The following is a 17,208-nucleotide window of genomic DNA, read 5'->3' as shown; positions in this document are numbered from 1 at the left end:
CCCCGCGTTCCGCTACGAACGCTCCCTGGACGTCATCACCCAGGGCCGGAACCTGGGCATGGTCACCAAATCCAACCTCATCCTGGGCATGGGCGAAACCCGCGAAGAAATCAGCGAAGCCCTCCGCGACCTCCACGCCGCCGGCTGCGACCTGATCACCATCACCCAGTACCTCCGCCCCTCCGAACGGCACCTCCCCGTGGACCGCTGGGTCAAACCCCAGGAATTCGTGGACCTGCAGCATGAAGCCGAAGAAATCGGCTTCCTCGGCGTCATGTCCGGCCCCCTGGTCCGCTCCTCCTACCGCGCCGGCCGCCTCTGGGCCACCGCCATGCGCAAAAAAGGCCGCGACATCCCCGCCGAACTCGCCCACATCGCAGAAGGCATCCAAGACTCCGGCACCACCCGCCAGGAAGCCGCCACCCTCCTCGCAGGCTAGGCCACTGCCTTCCGGCCTGGTGTTGTTTGGGGGGCACCAGGCCGGACGTCGGCAGGAAAGTTGGTGCGGCCCAGCGAGGCTGCCGGGGCGCTGCAGGACAATTCGCTCAGCTGTTGCCGCGCACCACGGGGATGCTCGCCGTCGGCAGCCCGCTGGGGAACACCGTGGGTTCCGGTTCCACCACGGGCTCCAACGGCAGCTGCACGGGCGTGTTGTCCACCGTCACCCGCCGGCCGCGGACATCCACCTCCAGCGGCCCGCCGTCCTGGACCGTCAGGGTGATGGATCCGGCGGCGAGCTGGACCAACAGCAGGCGGTTCCGGATCTTCAGGTGGAAGGCCAAGCCTTCCCACTCCGCAGGCAGGCGGGGATCGAAGTACGGAACCGGGCCCTGGTCCCGCATACCCGCGAACCCGCAGACCAGCGAGCTCCACACTCCCCCGGCGGAGGCGATGTGCACGCCGTCGATCGAATTGCCGTGCGTGTCGTCGAGGTCGATGAACGCGGCATTCGTAAAGTGCTCCAGGGCCTCCCTCGAATAGCCCACCTCGGCGGCCATGATCCCCTGGACGCAGGCGGAGAGCGTTGAGTCGCCGGTGGTGATGGGGTCGTAGAAGTCGAAGGCCCGCTGCTTTTCGCCGGCGGTGAAGTCCTGCCACTGCAGGAACATGGCCAGGACCGTGTCCGCCTGCTTCAGGACCTGGTGCCGGTAGATCACCAGCGGGTGGAAGTGCAGGAGCAGCGGGTACTTCGACCGGGGCGTGGTCCAGTCCCAGGCTTCCAGGGTCATGAAGTCGTTGTCCTGCGAGTGCACCTGCATCCGGTCATCGAACGGCAGCTGCATGCGGCTGGCGGCGGCTTCCCACAACTGGCGCTCCTCCTGGGTGATGCCGGCGTGCTCGAGCGCCGCGGCAGCGCGCAGGTTGAAGCGGGCCATGACGTTGGTGTACAGGTTGTCGTTCACCACGGCCGTGTACTCGTCAGGGCCGGTGACGCCGTGGATATGGAAGAGGCCGTCCTTGCCAAAGAAGCCCAGGGAGATCCACATCCGGGCCGTCTCGATCAGCAGTTCCGCACCCATGCCGTCCCGGAACGCGGCATCCCCGGTAGCCCAGAGGTACCTGTTGGTGGCGAAGGCGATGGCGGCGGCGATGTGGAACTGGGCGGTCCCGGCGGCGTAGTAGGCGCTGGCCTCGAGCCCGTTGATGGTGCGCCACGGGAAAAGGGCGCCGTCCACGCTCAGTTCCTTGGCGCGGATCCTGGCCTCGGGAAGCATGCCGTGGCGGAACTCGAGGACCTGCCGGGCGCCGTCGGGGTTGGTGTAGGTGAGGTACGGCAGCAGGTACACCTCCTGGTCCCAGAAGTAGTGCCCCTCGTAGCCCGAGCCTGTTACGCCCTTGGCCGGGATGCCGGCAACATCTGCGCGCGCCGTCCCCTGGGCCAGCTGGAACAGGTTCCAGCGGATGGCCTGCTGCAGCCCGGGCCGGCCGCCCTCCACCACGATGTCGGAGGTGGCCCAGTAGCCGCGGTAGTGGGCCATGCTCTCGGCAAAGATGCTGTCCACCGGGCTGAGGGCTTCCTCAGCCACTGCAGCCGCGTCCACGTCCGGGTCCTGGATGCTGCGCCCGGCCGCGTAGCTGACGCTTTTCTCCAGCCGGAACGGCTCGCCGGCATCAACCGCCAGGACGTAGCGGACGGTGCTGTGGTCCTGGTCCACCACGGTTTCAAAGGGCTGGTGCCCGGCGGAGGTCCAGTGGTCCACTGCGAGGCCTACGCGCTGCTTGGATTCGGCCGCTTCCCAGGACAACCGCAGTGACCCGTCTCCGCCGTCTAGCCGCACAGGGAGCAGCACCCTGCCGGCGTGGCGTCCGGCGCGGCGGGGATCGTGCACGGAGTGGTCTTCCACCGGCTGGTCCTGGCGGTTGATCACGGCGGAGGTGACGTCCAGGGAGATTTGCCGGTCCGCGGCCACCTCCAGCGAGATGCCCAGGCTGCCGCGGGACTCATAGCCAACGGCGCGGCGTTCCGTGGTGGTCACCGTGGCGCCGGACCGGCACTGCCATGTGATGCGGCACTCGTAGATCCCGGTGGAGAAGTCGACGCTGCGCCGGTATTCCTGCACCTCCGATTCGGCGAGGGTCAGGTTTTCGCCATCCACCACCACCGCGAAGTTGTTGGCGTCCGGGATGTAAAGGATGCGCTGGCCCGTACGGGCAAAGCCAAAGGCATTTTCGGCGTGCTTGATGTCCCAGATCTCGTGCAGGCCGTTGATGAAGCTGCCCGGCAGTTCGGCATCGGCCACTGCCCAGTGGGCCCCCCGGATGCCCAGGTGCCCGTTGCCCAGGGCAAACAGGGTCTCGAGGGTGCCCGCCGCGTCGGGTTCGTAGCGCCTTTCGAGGAGCTGCCAGGGAGTGTCGGGGAACCGGTCGCGGTCCGCGGAAATAAGTGCCATGGTTGGGGGTCCTTTTGGCCTTGCTGTGGTGCCGGGCTGGCCGGCACGGAGTATTCGGGGGAAGGGCGGTACTCGGATGGGCGCTGCCGGGGAAGCAGCGGTGTTGCCCCGGGGAAGGCAACGGGTCCTGCGGAGTTTAGGGGATGAGTTCCTGGAGGTCGCTGACCACCAGGGTGGCGCCGGCGTCGAGGAGCGTCTGGCGGCCCGCGCCCCGGTCCACGCCGATGACGGAGTGGAAGGAGCCCGCACGTCCGGCCTGGACCCCTGACACTGCGTCCTCGACCACTACGCACACCGGGCTGGAGAGGTCCAGCAGTTTGGCTGCGTAGTCGTACGTGGCGGGGCTTGGCTTGCCGGGCAGGCCCTGCTCCGCGGCCACCACGCCGTCCACCACTACCGGGAAGTGGCGGCTGAGGCCGGCGGCTTCCAGGACTGCGGGGGCGTTGCGGGAGGAAGAGACGACGGCGACCTTGAGTCCGCGGGCAAGCGCGGCTTCGAGGAAGCGCACCGAGCCTTCGAACGGTTCGACGCCGGCACTCACGATGTCACTGAAGATGGCGTTCTTGCGGTTGCCCAGGCCATGGACGGTTTCGTTGGCCGGATCGTCGTCAAGGGGGCCTTCCGGCAGCGTGATTCCCCGGGAAGCCAGGAAGTCCCGGACTCCGTCGAAGCGGGGCTTGCCGTCGATATGGTCGAAGTAGTCGCTTTCCCGGTATCCGGGGACATCGGGATGCGAGGCAAGGTAGCCGTCGAACAATTCCTGCCAGGCACGCTCGTGGACGGTGGCCGTCGGGGTCAGGACCCCGTCCAGGTCAAACAGGATTGCCGCGGCGCCGGTCCAGTCGGCGGGCTTGGCTGCAGTTTCCAGTGTCATCGGCAGTGCGGTGTCCTTTCGGTTGATGGACAGCCGGCCCTGCCGGGCAGCCTGAAGGATGGTTCGGCTGCGCCTCATGCGTGCAGCATCACTTCCTTGTCCGCCCACTGCAGGACCGATCATGGCCGTAGACGAGTGTAAGCGCTTGCAAATTTCGCTGGCAACTGTTCTTTCCTACCATTTTTGGGCCGGTACATGGTCAGCGGAGGACGTAGTGGCGCAGGAACGCGCTGACGTCCACCATTTCGGCCTTGGACATTGCGTGCCCCATCCCCGGGTAGGTCCGCGCCGTCAGCTGCGTGTTCTTATCCAGCCACTCCGCGGTGTAAGCCACTGCATCCTCGTTGATCACCAGGTCCGCCTTGTCGCGGCCCCAGAAAAAGGGCGGCTTGTCATCGAAGGCATCCGTCATCGAAAGGAGTTCGTTATTGAGGACGAATCCGGACAGTCCCACCACGGCCCTGTAGTCATCGGGATGCAGCCGCAGGAGCGTGCTGGCCATGGCCATGCCCTGCGAATACCCCATCAGGGTGACGCTGCTGTGCTGGTCCCTCACTCCATTGATCCAGGTCCGGACCGCAGTGGCGGCAGAGATGACATCAGCGAAATCGTTCGCCAGGAAGTAGTCGAGCAGGAACCAGCCCCAGTGGTCACCGATGGGCATCGGGGCCCGCAGCGCGGCGAAGGTGAACTCCTGCGGCAGGTACTCGAACAGGCGCACCATCCGCGACTCATCCGTGCCGTAACCATGCATCATCACCAGCAAGGGAGTGCCGGCTCGCTGGCCTTCCGGCCGGGACCACACAACTGTTTCCACTGGTCAAGCCTAACCACGCGGAAGCACGCCGTCCCGGCAGGGTGATTGAAACGGGAATGGCCGGGAGGTAGCGTGACGCTTGACAGACAGCAGGCTTAGCTTTTGGCAGTGTACGTACCACCTTCCCGTATCGCCCTACCAACGCCGTGCAGGCCGCGGCCATAAGGAGCAAGTCATGAGAATCGGCTCATCAATCTTCCTCATCGCCCTTGGCGCCATCCTCGCTTGGGCGGTAGCCCCCGGACTGATCCCCTTCGTGGACCAGCAACTGGTGGGGTACATCCTGATGGCCGTGGGCGTGATCGGGTTGATCGCGTCCCTGATCCTCGCTTCCCCCGGCCGCAGCCGCCGGGTCAGCGAATCGCGTTCCGTCATCGACCCCAACACCGGCGAACGCATCACGCGGCACGAAAGCCGGGACGGCGGCATCTAGCCTGGCTCAGGCAGGGACGGGGATCCCGGGGCGTCACCAATGAACCGGAGAGCCGGGCCGGACCTTCAAGGGTCCGGCCCGGCTTTTTCGCGCCCCCGAAAAGATTTCAGGCTCGATCTTGTTTCATGTTGGTTTCCATTGACAAACCAACAGAAGCAAAGATAAAGTCAAGTAACTCAACATCAATGTGATGCCAGTCACGCCGAAGCCGGGAACGGAACAGGCGGGCACCCAGCAGGACCTACGCAACGGAGGGTACGTGTTCGCCGAAGAGCGCCAGCAGCAGATTGCCGAGCTTGTCGCCGGCAGCGGCCGGGTCAGTGTGACCCTGTTGGCTGAGCGCTTCCGCATCACCACCGAAACGGTGCGGAGGGACCTCGCCGCCCTGGAAAACGCCGGCACGGTCCGCCGCGTCCATGGCGGTGCCGTGGCCGCAGACCGCTTCAGCACCACGGAAGAAAGCGTCACCGAACGGGCCATCCAGCGGCCGGACCAGAAGGTCCGCATCGCCGAGGCAGCGCTCGCCCTCATACCCCGGAACTCCTCGGCCAGCGTCCTGATGGACGGCGGAACCACCACCGAGGTCCTTGCCGACCTGCTGGGCCGCCGGGCCGCCGTCGAGCCCTCCGACGGAACCGGCCCCCGGCACGAACTGGTCGTCATCACCCACGCTGTACCCATTGCCGGCAAGCTCTCCAACGTTCCCGGTATTGCCCTGCAGATCCTGGGCGGCCGGGTCCGCGGCCTCACCCAGGTGGCCGTGGGGCAGGCAACGGTCAACGCTGCCGCCAGTATCCGCCCTGATATCGCATTCATCGGGACCAACGGCATCCACGCCACCTTCGGCGTCAGCACTCCCGATCCTGAAGAAGCCGCCGTCAAGGCAGCCTTCGTCCAGTCGGCACGCCGCATTGTGGTGCTGGCCGACTCCTCCAAGCTGGACACGGAAACCCTGGTCCAGTTCGCCTCCCTGAAAGATCTGGACACCTTGATAACAGACAGTGAACCCGGACCTGAACTCGCAGCAGCCCTGGAAGAGGCCGGCGTTGATGTGGTGGTCGCATGATCGTCACCTTCACCGCCAACCCCAGCCTTGACCGCACCGTAGCCCTCCCGGGCCCGCTGGAACGCGGCGAGGTCCAGCGCGCCGTCTCCGTCCGGCAGGAGTCCGGCGGCAAGGGCGTCAACGTCTCCCGCGCCCTGGTGGCCTCCGGGCTGGACTCCCTCGCCGTCCTCCCCGGCGCGGACAGCGATCCCGTCCTGGCCGGCCTGCGCGAAAGCGCGGTGCCGTTCGTGTCACTTCCCATCGACGAGCCGCTGCGCACCAACGTGGCGCTCACCGAGCCCGGCGGTGTAACCACCAAGATCAACGAGCCCGGCCCCGCGCTGGATGAGAACCAGCAGGAAGCCCTCATCAAGCTCCTGGTGGAAAGCTCCCGCGGTGCCGGCTGGGTGGTCCTGGCAGGTTCGCTGCCGCCCGGATTCCCTGCAGACTTCTACGCGACGGTTGCCCACCGCCTGCGTTCCTCCGCCGACGGCGCCGCCCCGCGCATCGCCGTCGACTCGTCCGGACTGCCCCTCGCCGCCGCCCTCACCGGTGGCGCGGAAGGCATGCCGGACCTCCTGAAGCCCAACGCCGAGGAACTGGCTGAGCTGGCCGCAGCTGCCGGCTTCCCCCCGGCATCCGGTGACGAACTGGAAGCGGACCCAACGGCTGCCGCAGCCGCCGCAGCCGCCGTCGTACGTTCCGGTGTGGGTGCTGTGCTGGCAACTCTCGGTTCCAAGGGAGCTGTCCTCGTCACGGCCGACGGCGCGTGGTTGGCCACGCACCCGCCGGTCGCCGCAGTCAGCACGGTGGGCGCGGGCGACTCCGCGCTTGCCGGCTACCTGCTTGCCCACGGCCGGGGCGCCGCCCCCGCCGACTGCCTTCGCCAGGCGGTGGCCCACGGTGCCGCCGCTGCCTCGCTGCCGGGTTCCACTGTGCCGGCAGTAAACCAAACCACCCCGGATGCCGTAACCATCACGGCCCTTCGAAAGGATTGACAGTGACCCAGCTCATCACCACGGACCTGGTCGAGCTCGACCAGAACCTGGGCAACGCCCCCGAGACGGTGATCCGGCATCTGGCAAGCAAGGTAGCTGCCACCGGACGCGCATCAGAAGTCGAAGGCCTCTTCGCCGATGCGTTCGCCCGCGAGCAGAAGACCGCCACGGGCATCCCCGGCGGCATCGCCATCCCGCACTGCCGCTCTGCCGCCGTCACCGTACCCACCCTGGCCATGGCCCGCCTGAATCCGAAGGTGGACTTCGGCGCCAAGGACGGCCCCGCTGACCTGGTGTTCTTCATCGCCGCTCCGGACGGGGCGGACCAGGAGCACCTGAAGCTGCTCTCCAAGCTGGCCCGGTCCCTCATCAAGAAGGACTTCACCGCGGCCCTCCGCAACGCCTCCTCCGAGGCGGAGATTGTGGAGCTCGTGGAGGGTGCACTGGCGGACAAGCCTGCCGCGCACGCCGCAACCGCCCCGGCTGACGCAGTGCCCGTGGGCGCCGGCGCAACTGCCGGAGCCGCAGGTGCCAGTGCCGCGGGCGCTGCTGCAGGGTCATCCACCGGCTCCGCCTCTCGCGGACCCAAGCGCCTCGTAGCGGTGACCGCATGCCCCACCGGCATCGCCCACACCTACATGGCGGCCGACTCCCTGGTGGCAGCCGCCAAGGAAGTAGGCGTAGACCTGCAGGTGGAAACCCAGGGTTCCTCCGGCGCCAAGGCACTGGACCCCGCGGTCATCGCCGCAGCAGACGCCGTCATCTTCGCCGTGGACGTGGACGTGCGCGGCAAGGAACGCTTCGCCGGCAAGCCCGTCATCAACGCCCCCGTAAAGCGCGGCATCGACGAACCGGACAAGATGGTCCAGGAAGCACTCGCCGCCGCCGACAACCCCCACGCCCGCCGCGTCCCGCACTTCGGCGCGGAGGAGCAGGCCGAGCACGAGGCTGAGGAAAAGGGTGAGCACATCGGCCAGAAGCTCAAGAAGGCCCTGCTTACCGGCGTCAGCTACATGATTCCGTTCGTGGCCGGCGGTGGCCTGCTGATCGCGCTCGGCTTCCTGATGGGCGGCTACCTGATCACCAAGTACGCGGACACCATCGTTGTCCAGAACAGCCTGTTCAACCTGCCTACCCAGTTCCCGGACAACGCCTGGGGCCCGCTGGGCGCCTACCTCGGCGCCGTCCTGTTCAAGATCGGCGCCCTGTCCCTCGGATTCCTGGTGCCGGCACTTGCCGGCTACATCGCCTACGCCATCGCTGACCGCCCGGGCATCGCCCCCGGCTTCGTCGCCGGTGCCGTAGCCGGGTTCATGGGTGCCGGCTTCCTGGGCGGCATCGTCGGCGGCCTGCTGGCCGGCTACATCGCCCACGTCGTTGGCCGCCTGCAGGTGGCACGCTGGCTGCGCGGCCTGATGCCCGTGGTGATCATCCCGCTGCTGGCCTCCCTGGTGGCATCCGGCCTGATGTTCCTGATCCTGGGCGGCCCCATCGTCGCCATCACCAACGGCCTGAACTCCTGGCTCTCCGGACTCACCGGTGCAGGGGCCATCGCCCTCGGCGTGATCCTCGGCCTGATGATGTGCTTCGACCTCGGTGGCCCGGTCAACAAGGTCGCCTACTCCTTCGCCGTCGCCGGCCTCGGTGCCGCAACCATCGACAACCAGGCACCGTGGCAGATCATGGCCGCCGTCATGGCTTCGGGCATGGTTCCGCCGCTGGCCATGGCGCTGGCTTCCACCGTCCTGAACAAGAAGCTCTTCAGCCTGGCGGAGCAGGAAAACGGCAAGGCAGCGTGGCTGCTGGGCGCGTCCTTCATCTCCGAAGGCGCCATCCCGTTCGCCGCCGCCGACCCGCTGCGCGTCATCCCCGCCAGCATGCTGGGCGGCGCGGTGACCGGCGCCATCTCCATGGCTGCCGGCGTCGGATCCAAGGCACCGCACGGCGGCCTGTTCGTCTTCTTCGCCATCGACAACTTCCTGATGTTCGTCGTATCGATCGCCGTCGGTACGGTGATCACCGCCCTCTCGGTCATCGCCCTGAAGCGCTGGGCAGTCAAGAAGACCGTTGATACGGTTGAACCGGTTCCCGTAACCGTCTGATCCGGTTTAGCCACATACCTTCCCGGCGCTGAACCATCAGCACGCCGAAAGACTAAAGGAGCAAAAATGCCAGAACGCACCGCAACCGTTGCCAGCCGCGTGGGCCTGCACGCCCGCCCGGCCGCCATCTTTGCCGAGGCAGCCGGAGAGTTCGACCTGGACATCACCATTGCCCGTGAAGGCGAGCCGGCCGATGAGGCGATGGATGCCGCCAGCATCCTGTCCCTCATGAGCCTGGGCGCCTCGCACGGCGACGTGGTGGTCCTCCGCGCCGAAGGTGCGGGCGCGGACGACGCGCTGGACCGCTTGGTGCAGATCCTGGAAACGGACCACGACGCCGAGTAGCAGCCACGCTGCCGCAAGCAGCGCAACGCCGGCGGCCGCCGTCGGGCTTTCCTCCGAAAGGGAAACGTCCGACGACGGCCGCTTGGCTTTAAGCCTTCCGCCCGGCCGGGCGGGCAGCAGTCAGGCGCGCTCGGCGAGCGCCTTTACGTCCGCCACGAGCTTGTCCCACATGCCCTTGGAGTGCGCGGCTGCTTCCTCGCTGGGGTTGTTGTCCTGCGACAGCGAAAGCTTCGTGGCACCGCCCTGGTCCTCCAACGTCCATTCGAGCGTGTGGTAGTTCTCCGGCTGGTCCGCCTGGCCGGACAAGGGACTGAAGTGGGTGTACACCAGTTTCCGGCCGGGTTCCACCGCCACAATCCGGCCCTTGTCCTGGAAGGGCTTCCCCTCCCACTCACCCTGCCAGGTGATGGGGCTGCCGACCTTCCAGTCGGTCTGCAGGGTGGCCCCGAACATGAACTCCTTTACGGCGGCGGGGTCGGTAATCACCTCCCACACACGGTCCGGCGCGGCGTCGATGGTGGTGACGGACGTTGCCACATGGTTTTCGGTCATGCTGCAGCCTTTCTTGCCGTGAAGAGCAGGTACTCCCACTCCATCTGGAACGGGGAATCGCCGTGCGCGTCACCGAAGGAATCCGCAAGGTCGGTCAAGGCCTTGTCCAGGGCCTTGACCTTTTCCTGGTCCTCGGCGAGCGACTTGTACACGGAGATGATGGGCCCGTAGTGCGACTTGAAGTACCTGACGAAGTCCCCGGGCTGGTGGAAGCTCCTGACGGCCAGGTTCTGCTTGCGGGTGTGGACGTCCGTGATCCTGGCGCCCAGCAGTTCACGGACATGCTCTTCGCTCCCCCACAGCGGGGCCGGCTGCGCGCCCGGCGGGGGCGGCGGGGCGAAAGGCTTCAGGGCGGCCAACATCTGCCCGACGAAACCCTCCGGCGTCCAGCACAGCAGGCCAATGGAACCGCCGGGTTTGCAGACCCGGAGCAATTCGTCGGCGGCGGCCTGGTGATGGGGTGCAAACATCACGCCGATGCAGGACATCACCGCGTCGAATTCCGCATCGCCGAACGGCAGGGCTTCGGCGTCCCCTTCCTGCCACTCCAGGCTGACGCCCCGGTTTGCAGCTTCCCGCCGCCCCGCCTCGAAAAGCTCCGGGGTGAGGTCGCTGGCCACCACTTTGGCGCCCATCATGGCTGCCGGAATAGCCGCGTTCCCGGTTCCCGCGGCAACATCCAGCACCCGCTGGCGCGACCTGATGCCGCAGGCCTCCACCAGGACGGCTCCGAGTTCCAGGAGCATCTCATCCGCCAGGGCCGGGTAGTCCCCCGACGCCCACATGGCCCGGTGCTTCTTCTTAAGCTCCTGGTCCGCCTCCGCTGCATCGGTCTGCTGGCTCATGTCCGTGCCCCTCTACGTGTCCGGTTCATCGGTGACAGCACGCTGTTGGCACAGCGGAGGCCGTGATGCGACTCATTGTGGACGCGATGAAGGCTGCTGTAAAGGCGCTGTTGCCGGCCGGCAGGCGCCCCCGTCCAGCCCAGCCGGTCAGGCCGGCTTGCGGGCCCGGGTGGTCTTGGCGGCGGGTTTGGCTGCGGTGGACTTGGCTGCGGTGGACTTGGCTGCGGTGGATTTGGCCGGAGTGGATTTGGACGCTGCTGATTTGGACGCCGTGGATCTCGCGGCGGGTTTCGCGTCGTCCGTTCCGGTCTTCGCATCCGGGGCCTTCGTTGTGGACGATCGGGCACCGGCTGTTTTCGAGCCGGATGTCTTCGCAGCTGAGGATTTGCGGGCAGGTTTGGCAGCCGCAGCTTCATCGTCCCCGGTGTCCGCTTCGTCGTCGGACGCGCCGCCGGTGGAGGCACCTTCCCCGCCGCCGCGCTTCCGGTCCAGGCTCCGTTTGAGGGCCTCCATGAGGTCGATGACCTCGCCCTTGCCGCCTTCCCCGGCCTCGACGCCGAAGGTCTCCTCGGTGTCCAGCGATTCACCCTGTTCCAGCTTGGCCTCGATCAGTTGGCGGAGCTGCACCTGGTACTCATCGGTGAAGGACTCCGGCTCGAAGTCGGCAGCCATGGACTCCACCAGGGCCGCTGACATGTCACGTTCCTGTGCGGAGATCCTGATGTCCGCTTCCAGGGACGGGAAGCTTGCCTCCCGCACCTCATCGGGCCAGAGCAGGGACTGCAGCACCAGGACGTCGTCCTTGATCCGCAGGGCACCCAGCCGCGTCTTCTCCCGCAGCGCGAACTGGACAACGGCCACCCGGTCCGTGTCTTCCAGCGCCCGGCGCAGCAGGACGTAGGCCTTGGGCGACTTGGAATCGGGTTCCAGGTAGTAGCTCTTCTCGAACATCATGGGTTCGAGCTGCTCGGACGGAACGAACTGCACCACTTCGATTTCGTGGCTGTTCTCGGCGGGAATCGACTTGAGCTCGTCCTTGGACAGCACCACCGTGCGGCCGTCCTCCTCGAACGCCTTCTCGATATCCGAGTAGTCCACCACCTCACCGCAGACCTCGCACCGGCGCTGGTAGCGGATCCGGCCGCCGTCGGCGTTGTGGACCTGGTGCAGACTGATGTCATGATCCTCAGTGGCGCTGTAGACCTTCACGGGCACGTTGACCAGCCCGAACGCGATGGCACCTTTCCAGATGGCTCTCATTCCTACAGTCAACATCAGTGCGGGCCGGAGGTGAAGACCCGTGGCAGGTAGCAGGGAACGTGTCCGGGTGGCGGGACGTGAGCTGACGCTCACCAACCTGGACAAAATCATCTATCCGGACACCGGCACCACCAAGGCCGACGTGCTGGCGTACTACGCCGCGGTGGCCCACGTCCTGATCCCGGCGGCGGCGAACCGCCCGGCAACCCGCAAGCGGTGGGTCAACGGCGTGGGCACCGCGGACAAACCGGGCGAGGTGTTCTTCCAGAAGGACCTGGAGGATTCGGCGCCCGGCTGGCTGCCGCGGGCGGCGATCACCCACAAGGACCGGACCATCCATTACCCGCTGGTCAATGACGCCGCCACGCTGACGTGGTTCGGCCAGATCAATTCGCTCGAAATCCATGTGCCGCAGTGGCGGGTGGATTCGCACGGCAACCAGCTCAACCCGGACCGGCTGGTGCTGGACCTGGACCCGGGCGAGGGCGCCGGACTGCCGGAATGCCGCGAGGTGGCCCTCTTGGCCCGGGCCATCCTGCAGGATGTGGGCCTGGACCCGGTGCCGGTCACCAGCGGCAGCAAGGGCATCCACCTCTACGCGGCACTGGACGGGACCCAGACCTCGGAACAAATCTCCGCCTTCGCCCGGGAACTGGCCAGGGCGCTGGAGGCGGACCACCCGGACCTCGCCGTCAGCGACATGAAGAAGTCGCTCCGCACGGGCAAGGTGCTGGTGGACTGGAGCCAGAACAATGCCGCGAAAACCACCGTGGTCCCCTATTCGCTGCGCGGCAGGCCCACGCCCATGGTGGCCGCCCCTCGGACGTGGCGGGAAATCCAGGCGCCGAAGCTCAAGCACCTGGACTACCAGGAGGTGCTGCGCCGGGTGCGCGACGGCAAGGACCCGTTCGCCGCCGTCGTCAACGCTGCGGCAGGTGCCGCCGGCCAGGAGGACACGCACGACGGCGACCCGCGCCTGGGCAGGTACCGCTCCATGCGGGACCCGCGGGAAACACCGGAACCATTTGCGGGGATCCCCTCCGGCGGCAACAGCTTTGTCATCCAGGAGCACCATGCCAGCCGGCTGCACTGGGACCTGCGGCTGGAACACGAAGGCGTCCTGGCGTCGTGGGCCCTCCCCAAGGGCATTCCCGCGGCCGGGGACAAGAACCACCTGGCGGTCCAGACCGAGGACCATCCCATGGACTACCTCACGTTCCACGGGACCATTCCCAAGGGCCAGTACGGGGCGGGTGAAATGACCATCTGGGACACCGGCACGTATGAGCTGCACAAGTGGATCAACGGCAAGGAAGTCATCGTCACGCTGGCCGGATCCGAAGGCGGAGGCCTGGGCGGCAGCAGGAAAGTGGCGCTCATCCACACCGGACGCGGCCAGGGCACGGACGACGGCGGCCAGTGGCTCATCCACCTGATGGACCAGGACCAGCGGGGCGGACGACGGCGGCATGCGGCTCCGGCGGCGGCACAGGAACCGTCCCGGGACGCCGGCGGCAAGGAGCCTGCCGCGGCCCCGGCACCAGCCACCAGTGCGTCCGCCAATCCCCTGGACTACGCACCCATGATGGCCACCGCCGGGGGTGCGGCAGACCTGCAGGGCAGTTCGTGGCAGTACGAACTCAAGTGGGACGGGGTCCGGGCCCTCCTGGTGGCGGACAGCGAGAAGGTCCGCATCTTCTCCCGCAACGGCAATGATGTCACCAAGACCTATCCCGAGTTCACGGACCGGGCCTCCTGGCCGGAGCAGCCGTTCGTGGCTGATGGTGAGATTATCGCCGTCGGGCCAGGCGGAAGGCCCGACTTTGGCCTGCTGCAGGGACGGATGAAACTCACCCGGGCGGCCGACGTCGCCAAAGCCCGCACCGCCATCCCGGTCCAGCTGATGCTGTTCGACCTCCTTTTCGACGACGGCAAGGACCTTCGGCGGCTGCCCCTCAGCACACGGAGGCAGCGGCTGGAGGAATTTTTTGTGCCCTCCGGCTGCCCGGTGGACCTGTCCACGGTGCTCGAAGAATCCGTGGACCTCCTCCTCGAAAGCGCCCGGGAGCTTGGCCTTGAAGGGGTGATGGCCAAGCGGACGGACAGCCGGTACGTGAGCGGGCAGCGGACCCGGACCTGGATCAAACTCAAGACGGAGCAGACCCAGGAGGTGGTGGTGGGTGGCTGGCGGCCGGGAAAGGGCGGCCGCCAGGACACCGTGGGGTCGCTGCTGGTGGGCATTCCCGACGGCGGCAAGCTGCAGTACGTGGGCCGCGTGGGGTCCGGTTTCAGCAGCCGGGAGCTCACGGAACTGCGGCAGACGGTGGAACGCCTTGGCCGGAAAACCTCACCCTTCCACGACGTCCCCCGCCCGGATTCCGCTGATGCGCACTGGGTGTCACCGGAGCTGGTCGGCGAGGTGACCTACAGCGAGTGGACGGGGCCGGGCAGGCTCCGGCATCCCCGCTGGCGGGGCTGGCGCGTGGACAAGGATCCGTCGGACGTGGTCCGGGAAAGCTGACTCCGGCGCCCGGCAGCCGTTTTTCGACGCGCAAGCTGGTCCACGACGCACAAATGACCTGGCGCCCCCATTTTTCCGGGGCGCCAGGTCATTCAGGTGTCGACATGCAGGGAGCGCATCGCAGGGTGCTGCAGGTGCGCCCGCCGCAGGCTACGACGAGTGCGGCATCTGCGGCCGGCCGGTCCGGTGGACCGCCACCACGGCGGCCTCGTGGCCCATCCGCCCATGGCCCGCGTTGCGGTCCTTCGGGTGCCGCCGGTTCCCGTAGCCGTCCGGCCAACCGCCCTGCCCGGCCAGGGGCACGGCCCCGGGCGCGGCCGGGCCGGGCGTCAACGGTGCGTCCATGGCTGCGGCAAGGTGGTCCGCGACCTCAGGCTTGATGTGGAACTGGCTGGATTCTTCCATGGTCTGTTTCCTTCTCTCCCTCGTTCTTCCTTGAAACGAAACGCCAACCAAAAGCGCCCGGGCGCGCGTGGACTACCGCCCGGAAAGAAGTGTGTTCATCGCTCTACCATAGGCATGTCAAAGGCTCCTGTGAACCCCCTTCACGGACGGTGGCCGCGGTCACTTTGGTGCGCCAACGCAGCCCAAAACAGCCCGGAAACCGGCTGCAAACGAAAAAGTTCGGTAACAATCCGCATCGTCAGCCTGCTTCCCAATGATTACGCGGGAAAACCGCCGGAAAAAATCTTCGGATCACACCCCTTCCGGGGGTTCAAACGGGCGTATCCTAGGCCATCCGGCGAGCCAACGATACTGATTTCCCGTAAAATTGAAGGCCTGCCCGGAGCGGGGCAGCTACAAGTCGCAAGCAAATGACCTCCACAGGAGTTGCCCAAATGCCCACAGACCGAAGCAGTAACCACTCTCCAGCTGGCGCCAGGAACGCCCGCGGAACCGACCCGGCAGCCCCCGCGGCTGCCAAGAAGCCCAGGCTGCTGCCGCGCCGCCGGCTCAAGGAATCCGATGTCAACGTGGTTGACCAGCCGATGCTGAAGAAGGCACTCGGCGGAACCATCGTTGGCAACACCATGGAATGGTACGACGTAGGTGTTTTCGGCTACCTCATCACCACCATGGGCCCGGTCTTCCTCCCCGAATCCGATCCCACCACCCAGACGCTGTTCCTGCTGGGAACCTTTGCCGCCACCTTCATCGCCCGTCCGCTGGGCGGCGTGATCTTCGGCTGGCTGGGCGACAAGATCGGCCGGCAGAAGATCCTGGCCACCACGCTGATGATCATGGCGGCCAGCACGTTCGCCGTCGGCCTCCTGCCCGGCTACGCCCAGATCGGGCTGTGGGCGGCCGCCCTGCTGGTGCTCCTCAAAGTCATCCAGGGGTTCTCCACCGGCGGCGAGTACGCCGGTGCCACCACGTTCGTCAGCGAATACGCCGCTGACAAGCGCCGCGGCTTCTTTGCCAGCTTCCTGGACCTTGGCAGCTACCTTGGCTTCGCGATCGGCGCCGCACTGGTGTCTGTCCTGCAGCTGGCCCTGGGCCAGGGCACCATGGAGGACTGGGGATGGCGCATCCCGTTCCTCGTGGCCGGCCCGCTGGGCCTGATCGCCGTGTACTTCCGGAGCAAGATCGAGGAATCGCCGCAGTTCCAGGCCACCCTTGATGCCCAGGAAGAAAACGCCAAGAACGCCTCTGCCGGGGACACCGCAACGGCCAAGGGACCCGTGGGAATTGTCAAGGCCTACTGGCGCCCCATCATTGTGGCCATGGTTGTGGTGGCCGCTGCCAACACTGCCGGCTACGCGCTGACGTCCTACATGCCCACGTACCTGACCGAGTCCAAGGGCTACGACGAGGTGCACGGCACGCTGCTGACGATTCCCGTCCTGGTGGTCATGAGCCTCTGCATCCCGCTGACCGGCAAACTCTCCGACCGGATTGGCCGCCGCCCCGTGCTCTGGATCGGCGCTGTCAGTACTATCGTCCTTGCCATCCCGGCCTTCATGCTGATTGGCGTTGGGCAGATCTGGTCCACCCTCGCCGGCCTGGCGCTGATCGCTTTCCCTGTGACCTTTTACGTGGCCAACCTGGCATCGGCACTGCCGGCCCAGTTCCCCACCTCCAGCCGTTACGGAGCGATGGGCATTGCCTACAACTTCGCCGTAGCCATCTTCGGCGGAACCACCCCGTTCATCGTGGCCGCGCTGATCGGGGCCACCGGCAACGACATGATGCCGGCGTACTACCTGATGGCCACCTCCCTGGTAGGCGCCGTGGCCATCTACTTCCTGAAGGAATCCGCCAACCGGCCGCTCCCGGGATCGATGCCCAGCGTTGACACCCAGGCAGAGGCCAAGGAACTGGTGGCGACCCAGGACGAGAACCCGCTGATCAACCTGGACGAACTGCCGTTCGACACCCAGGACGGCACCGACCCCCACGCACACCGCGGGGTCCCGGCCGGGGCATAGGCCCAGCCTCCCGGGCATTCTTGTAGCCCACGCTCACAGGCCCGTCCCGCGTGCTTCCTTGGGGGAAGCATGCTGGGCGGGCCTTTGCGTGCCCGC

At 66.8% G+C, this 17,208-nt stretch carries 15 protein-coding genes; 8 read left to right on the top strand and 7 right to left on the bottom strand.

What is annotated here, in order from left to right:
• Window positions 1–439: lipoyl synthase (locus tag AC1DIP_RS11215; protein ID WP_477733777.1), on the top strand; the 439-nt coding region annotated here is incomplete at its 5' end.
• Window positions 440–545: 106 nt separating this feature from the next.
• Here AC1DIP_RS11215 and AC1DIP_RS11210 read toward each other — a convergent pair.
• From AC1DIP_RS11210 to AC1DIP_RS11200, 3 genes are all read right to left on the bottom strand, one after another.
• Window positions 546–2,891 (bottom strand): glycoside hydrolase family 65 protein, encoded by a 2,346-nt coding sequence (locus AC1DIP_RS11210; protein ID WP_477733776.1) that lies wholly within the window; start codon window positions 2,889–2,891, stop codon window positions 546–548.
• A gap of 136 nt (window positions 2,892–3,027) precedes the next feature.
• Window positions 3,028–3,765 (bottom strand): HAD family hydrolase, encoded by a 738-nt coding sequence (locus tag AC1DIP_RS11205; protein WP_477733785.1) that lies wholly within the window; start codon window positions 3,763–3,765, stop codon window positions 3,028–3,030.
• A gap of 199 nt (window positions 3,766–3,964) precedes the next feature.
• On the bottom strand, window positions 3,965–4,582 hold the full coding sequence (locus AC1DIP_RS11200; protein ID WP_477733775.1) for an alpha/beta hydrolase: 618 nt from the start codon (window positions 4,580–4,582) through the stop codon (window positions 3,965–3,967).
• 175 nt (window positions 4,583–4,757) lie between these two features.
• On the opposite strand from AC1DIP_RS11200, the gene AC1DIP_RS11195 reads away from it, so the two are divergent.
• From AC1DIP_RS11195 to AC1DIP_RS11175, 5 genes are all read left to right on the top strand, one after another.
• Window positions 4,758–5,015, top strand: coding sequence for a DUF6458 family protein (locus tag AC1DIP_RS11195; RefSeq protein WP_141158415.1), 258 nt, complete (start codon window positions 4,758–4,760; stop codon window positions 5,013–5,015).
• Window positions 5,016–5,274: 259 nt separating this feature from the next.
• Window positions 5,275–6,081, top strand: a complete 807-nt coding sequence (locus AC1DIP_RS11190; RefSeq protein WP_476211824.1) for a DeoR family transcriptional regulator — start codon at window positions 5,275–5,277, stop codon at window positions 6,079–6,081.
• Window positions 6,078–7,058, top strand: coding sequence for a hexose kinase (locus AC1DIP_RS11185; protein ID WP_476208819.1), 981 nt, complete (start codon window positions 6,078–6,080; stop codon window positions 7,056–7,058). Before AC1DIP_RS11190 ends, AC1DIP_RS11185 begins: the two co-directional genes overlap by 4 nt.
• Window positions 7,059–7,060: 2 nt before the next feature.
• Window positions 7,061–9,160, top strand: coding sequence for a PTS fructose transporter subunit IIABC (locus tag AC1DIP_RS11180; protein ID WP_477733774.1), 2,100 nt, complete (start codon window positions 7,061–7,063; stop codon window positions 9,158–9,160).
• Window positions 9,161–9,226: 66 nt separating this feature from the next.
• Window positions 9,227–9,505 carry an HPr family phosphocarrier protein gene (locus AC1DIP_RS11175; RefSeq protein ID WP_142131405.1) on the top strand — a complete coding sequence of 93 codons (279 nt, stop codon included), beginning with the start codon at window positions 9,227–9,229 and terminating at the stop codon, window positions 9,503–9,505.
• Window positions 9,506–9,625: 120 nt separating this feature from the next.
• Here the strand turns inward: AC1DIP_RS11175 and AC1DIP_RS11170 are convergent, their stop codons facing one another.
• The 3 genes from AC1DIP_RS11170 to ku form a co-directional block, all read right to left on the bottom strand.
• Window positions 9,626–10,057, bottom strand: a complete 432-nt coding sequence (locus AC1DIP_RS11170; protein ID WP_477733773.1) for an SRPBCC domain-containing protein — start codon at window positions 10,055–10,057, stop codon at window positions 9,626–9,628.
• Window positions 10,054–10,902, bottom strand: coding sequence for a class I SAM-dependent methyltransferase (locus AC1DIP_RS11165; protein WP_477733772.1), 849 nt, complete (start codon window positions 10,900–10,902; stop codon window positions 10,054–10,056). Before AC1DIP_RS11165 ends, AC1DIP_RS11170 begins: the two co-directional genes overlap by 4 nt.
• A 147-nt stretch (window positions 10,903–11,049) precedes the next feature.
• On the bottom strand, window positions 11,050–12,162 hold the full coding sequence (gene ku / locus AC1DIP_RS11160) for a non-homologous end joining protein Ku (protein ID WP_477733771.1): 1,113 nt from the start codon (window positions 12,160–12,162) through the stop codon (window positions 11,050–11,052).
• A gap of 40 nt (window positions 12,163–12,202) precedes the next feature.
• Here ku and AC1DIP_RS11155 point away from each other — a divergent pair, with 40 nt between their 5' ends.
• Window positions 12,203–14,683 (top strand): ATP-dependent DNA ligase, encoded by a 2,481-nt coding sequence (locus AC1DIP_RS11155; RefSeq protein WP_477733770.1) that lies wholly within the window; start codon window positions 12,203–12,205, stop codon window positions 14,681–14,683.
• Window positions 14,684–14,833: 150 nt separating this feature from the next.
• Here AC1DIP_RS11155 and AC1DIP_RS11150 read toward each other — a convergent pair whose 3' ends face one another.
• The gene (locus AC1DIP_RS11150) at window positions 14,834–15,088 is read right to left on the bottom strand and encodes a hypothetical protein (RefSeq protein WP_477733769.1); all 255 of its coding nucleotides are present in this window, start codon (window positions 15,086–15,088) and stop codon (window positions 14,834–14,836) included.
• Window positions 15,089–15,522: 434 nt separating this feature from the next.
• Between AC1DIP_RS11150 and AC1DIP_RS11145 the strand changes: the two genes are divergently transcribed.
• Complete coding sequence (locus AC1DIP_RS11145; protein WP_477733768.1) at window positions 15,523–17,112, top strand: MFS transporter; 1,590 nt, start codon at window positions 15,523–15,525, stop codon at window positions 17,110–17,112.
• Window positions 17,113–17,208 lie beyond the last annotated feature (96 nt).

It is taken from the genome of Pseudarthrobacter sp. 05T312, from assembly GCF_056396685.1.
The sequence above is the reverse complement of the archived record's forward strand: the minus strand, read 5'-3'. Positions and strand labels throughout refer to the sequence as shown.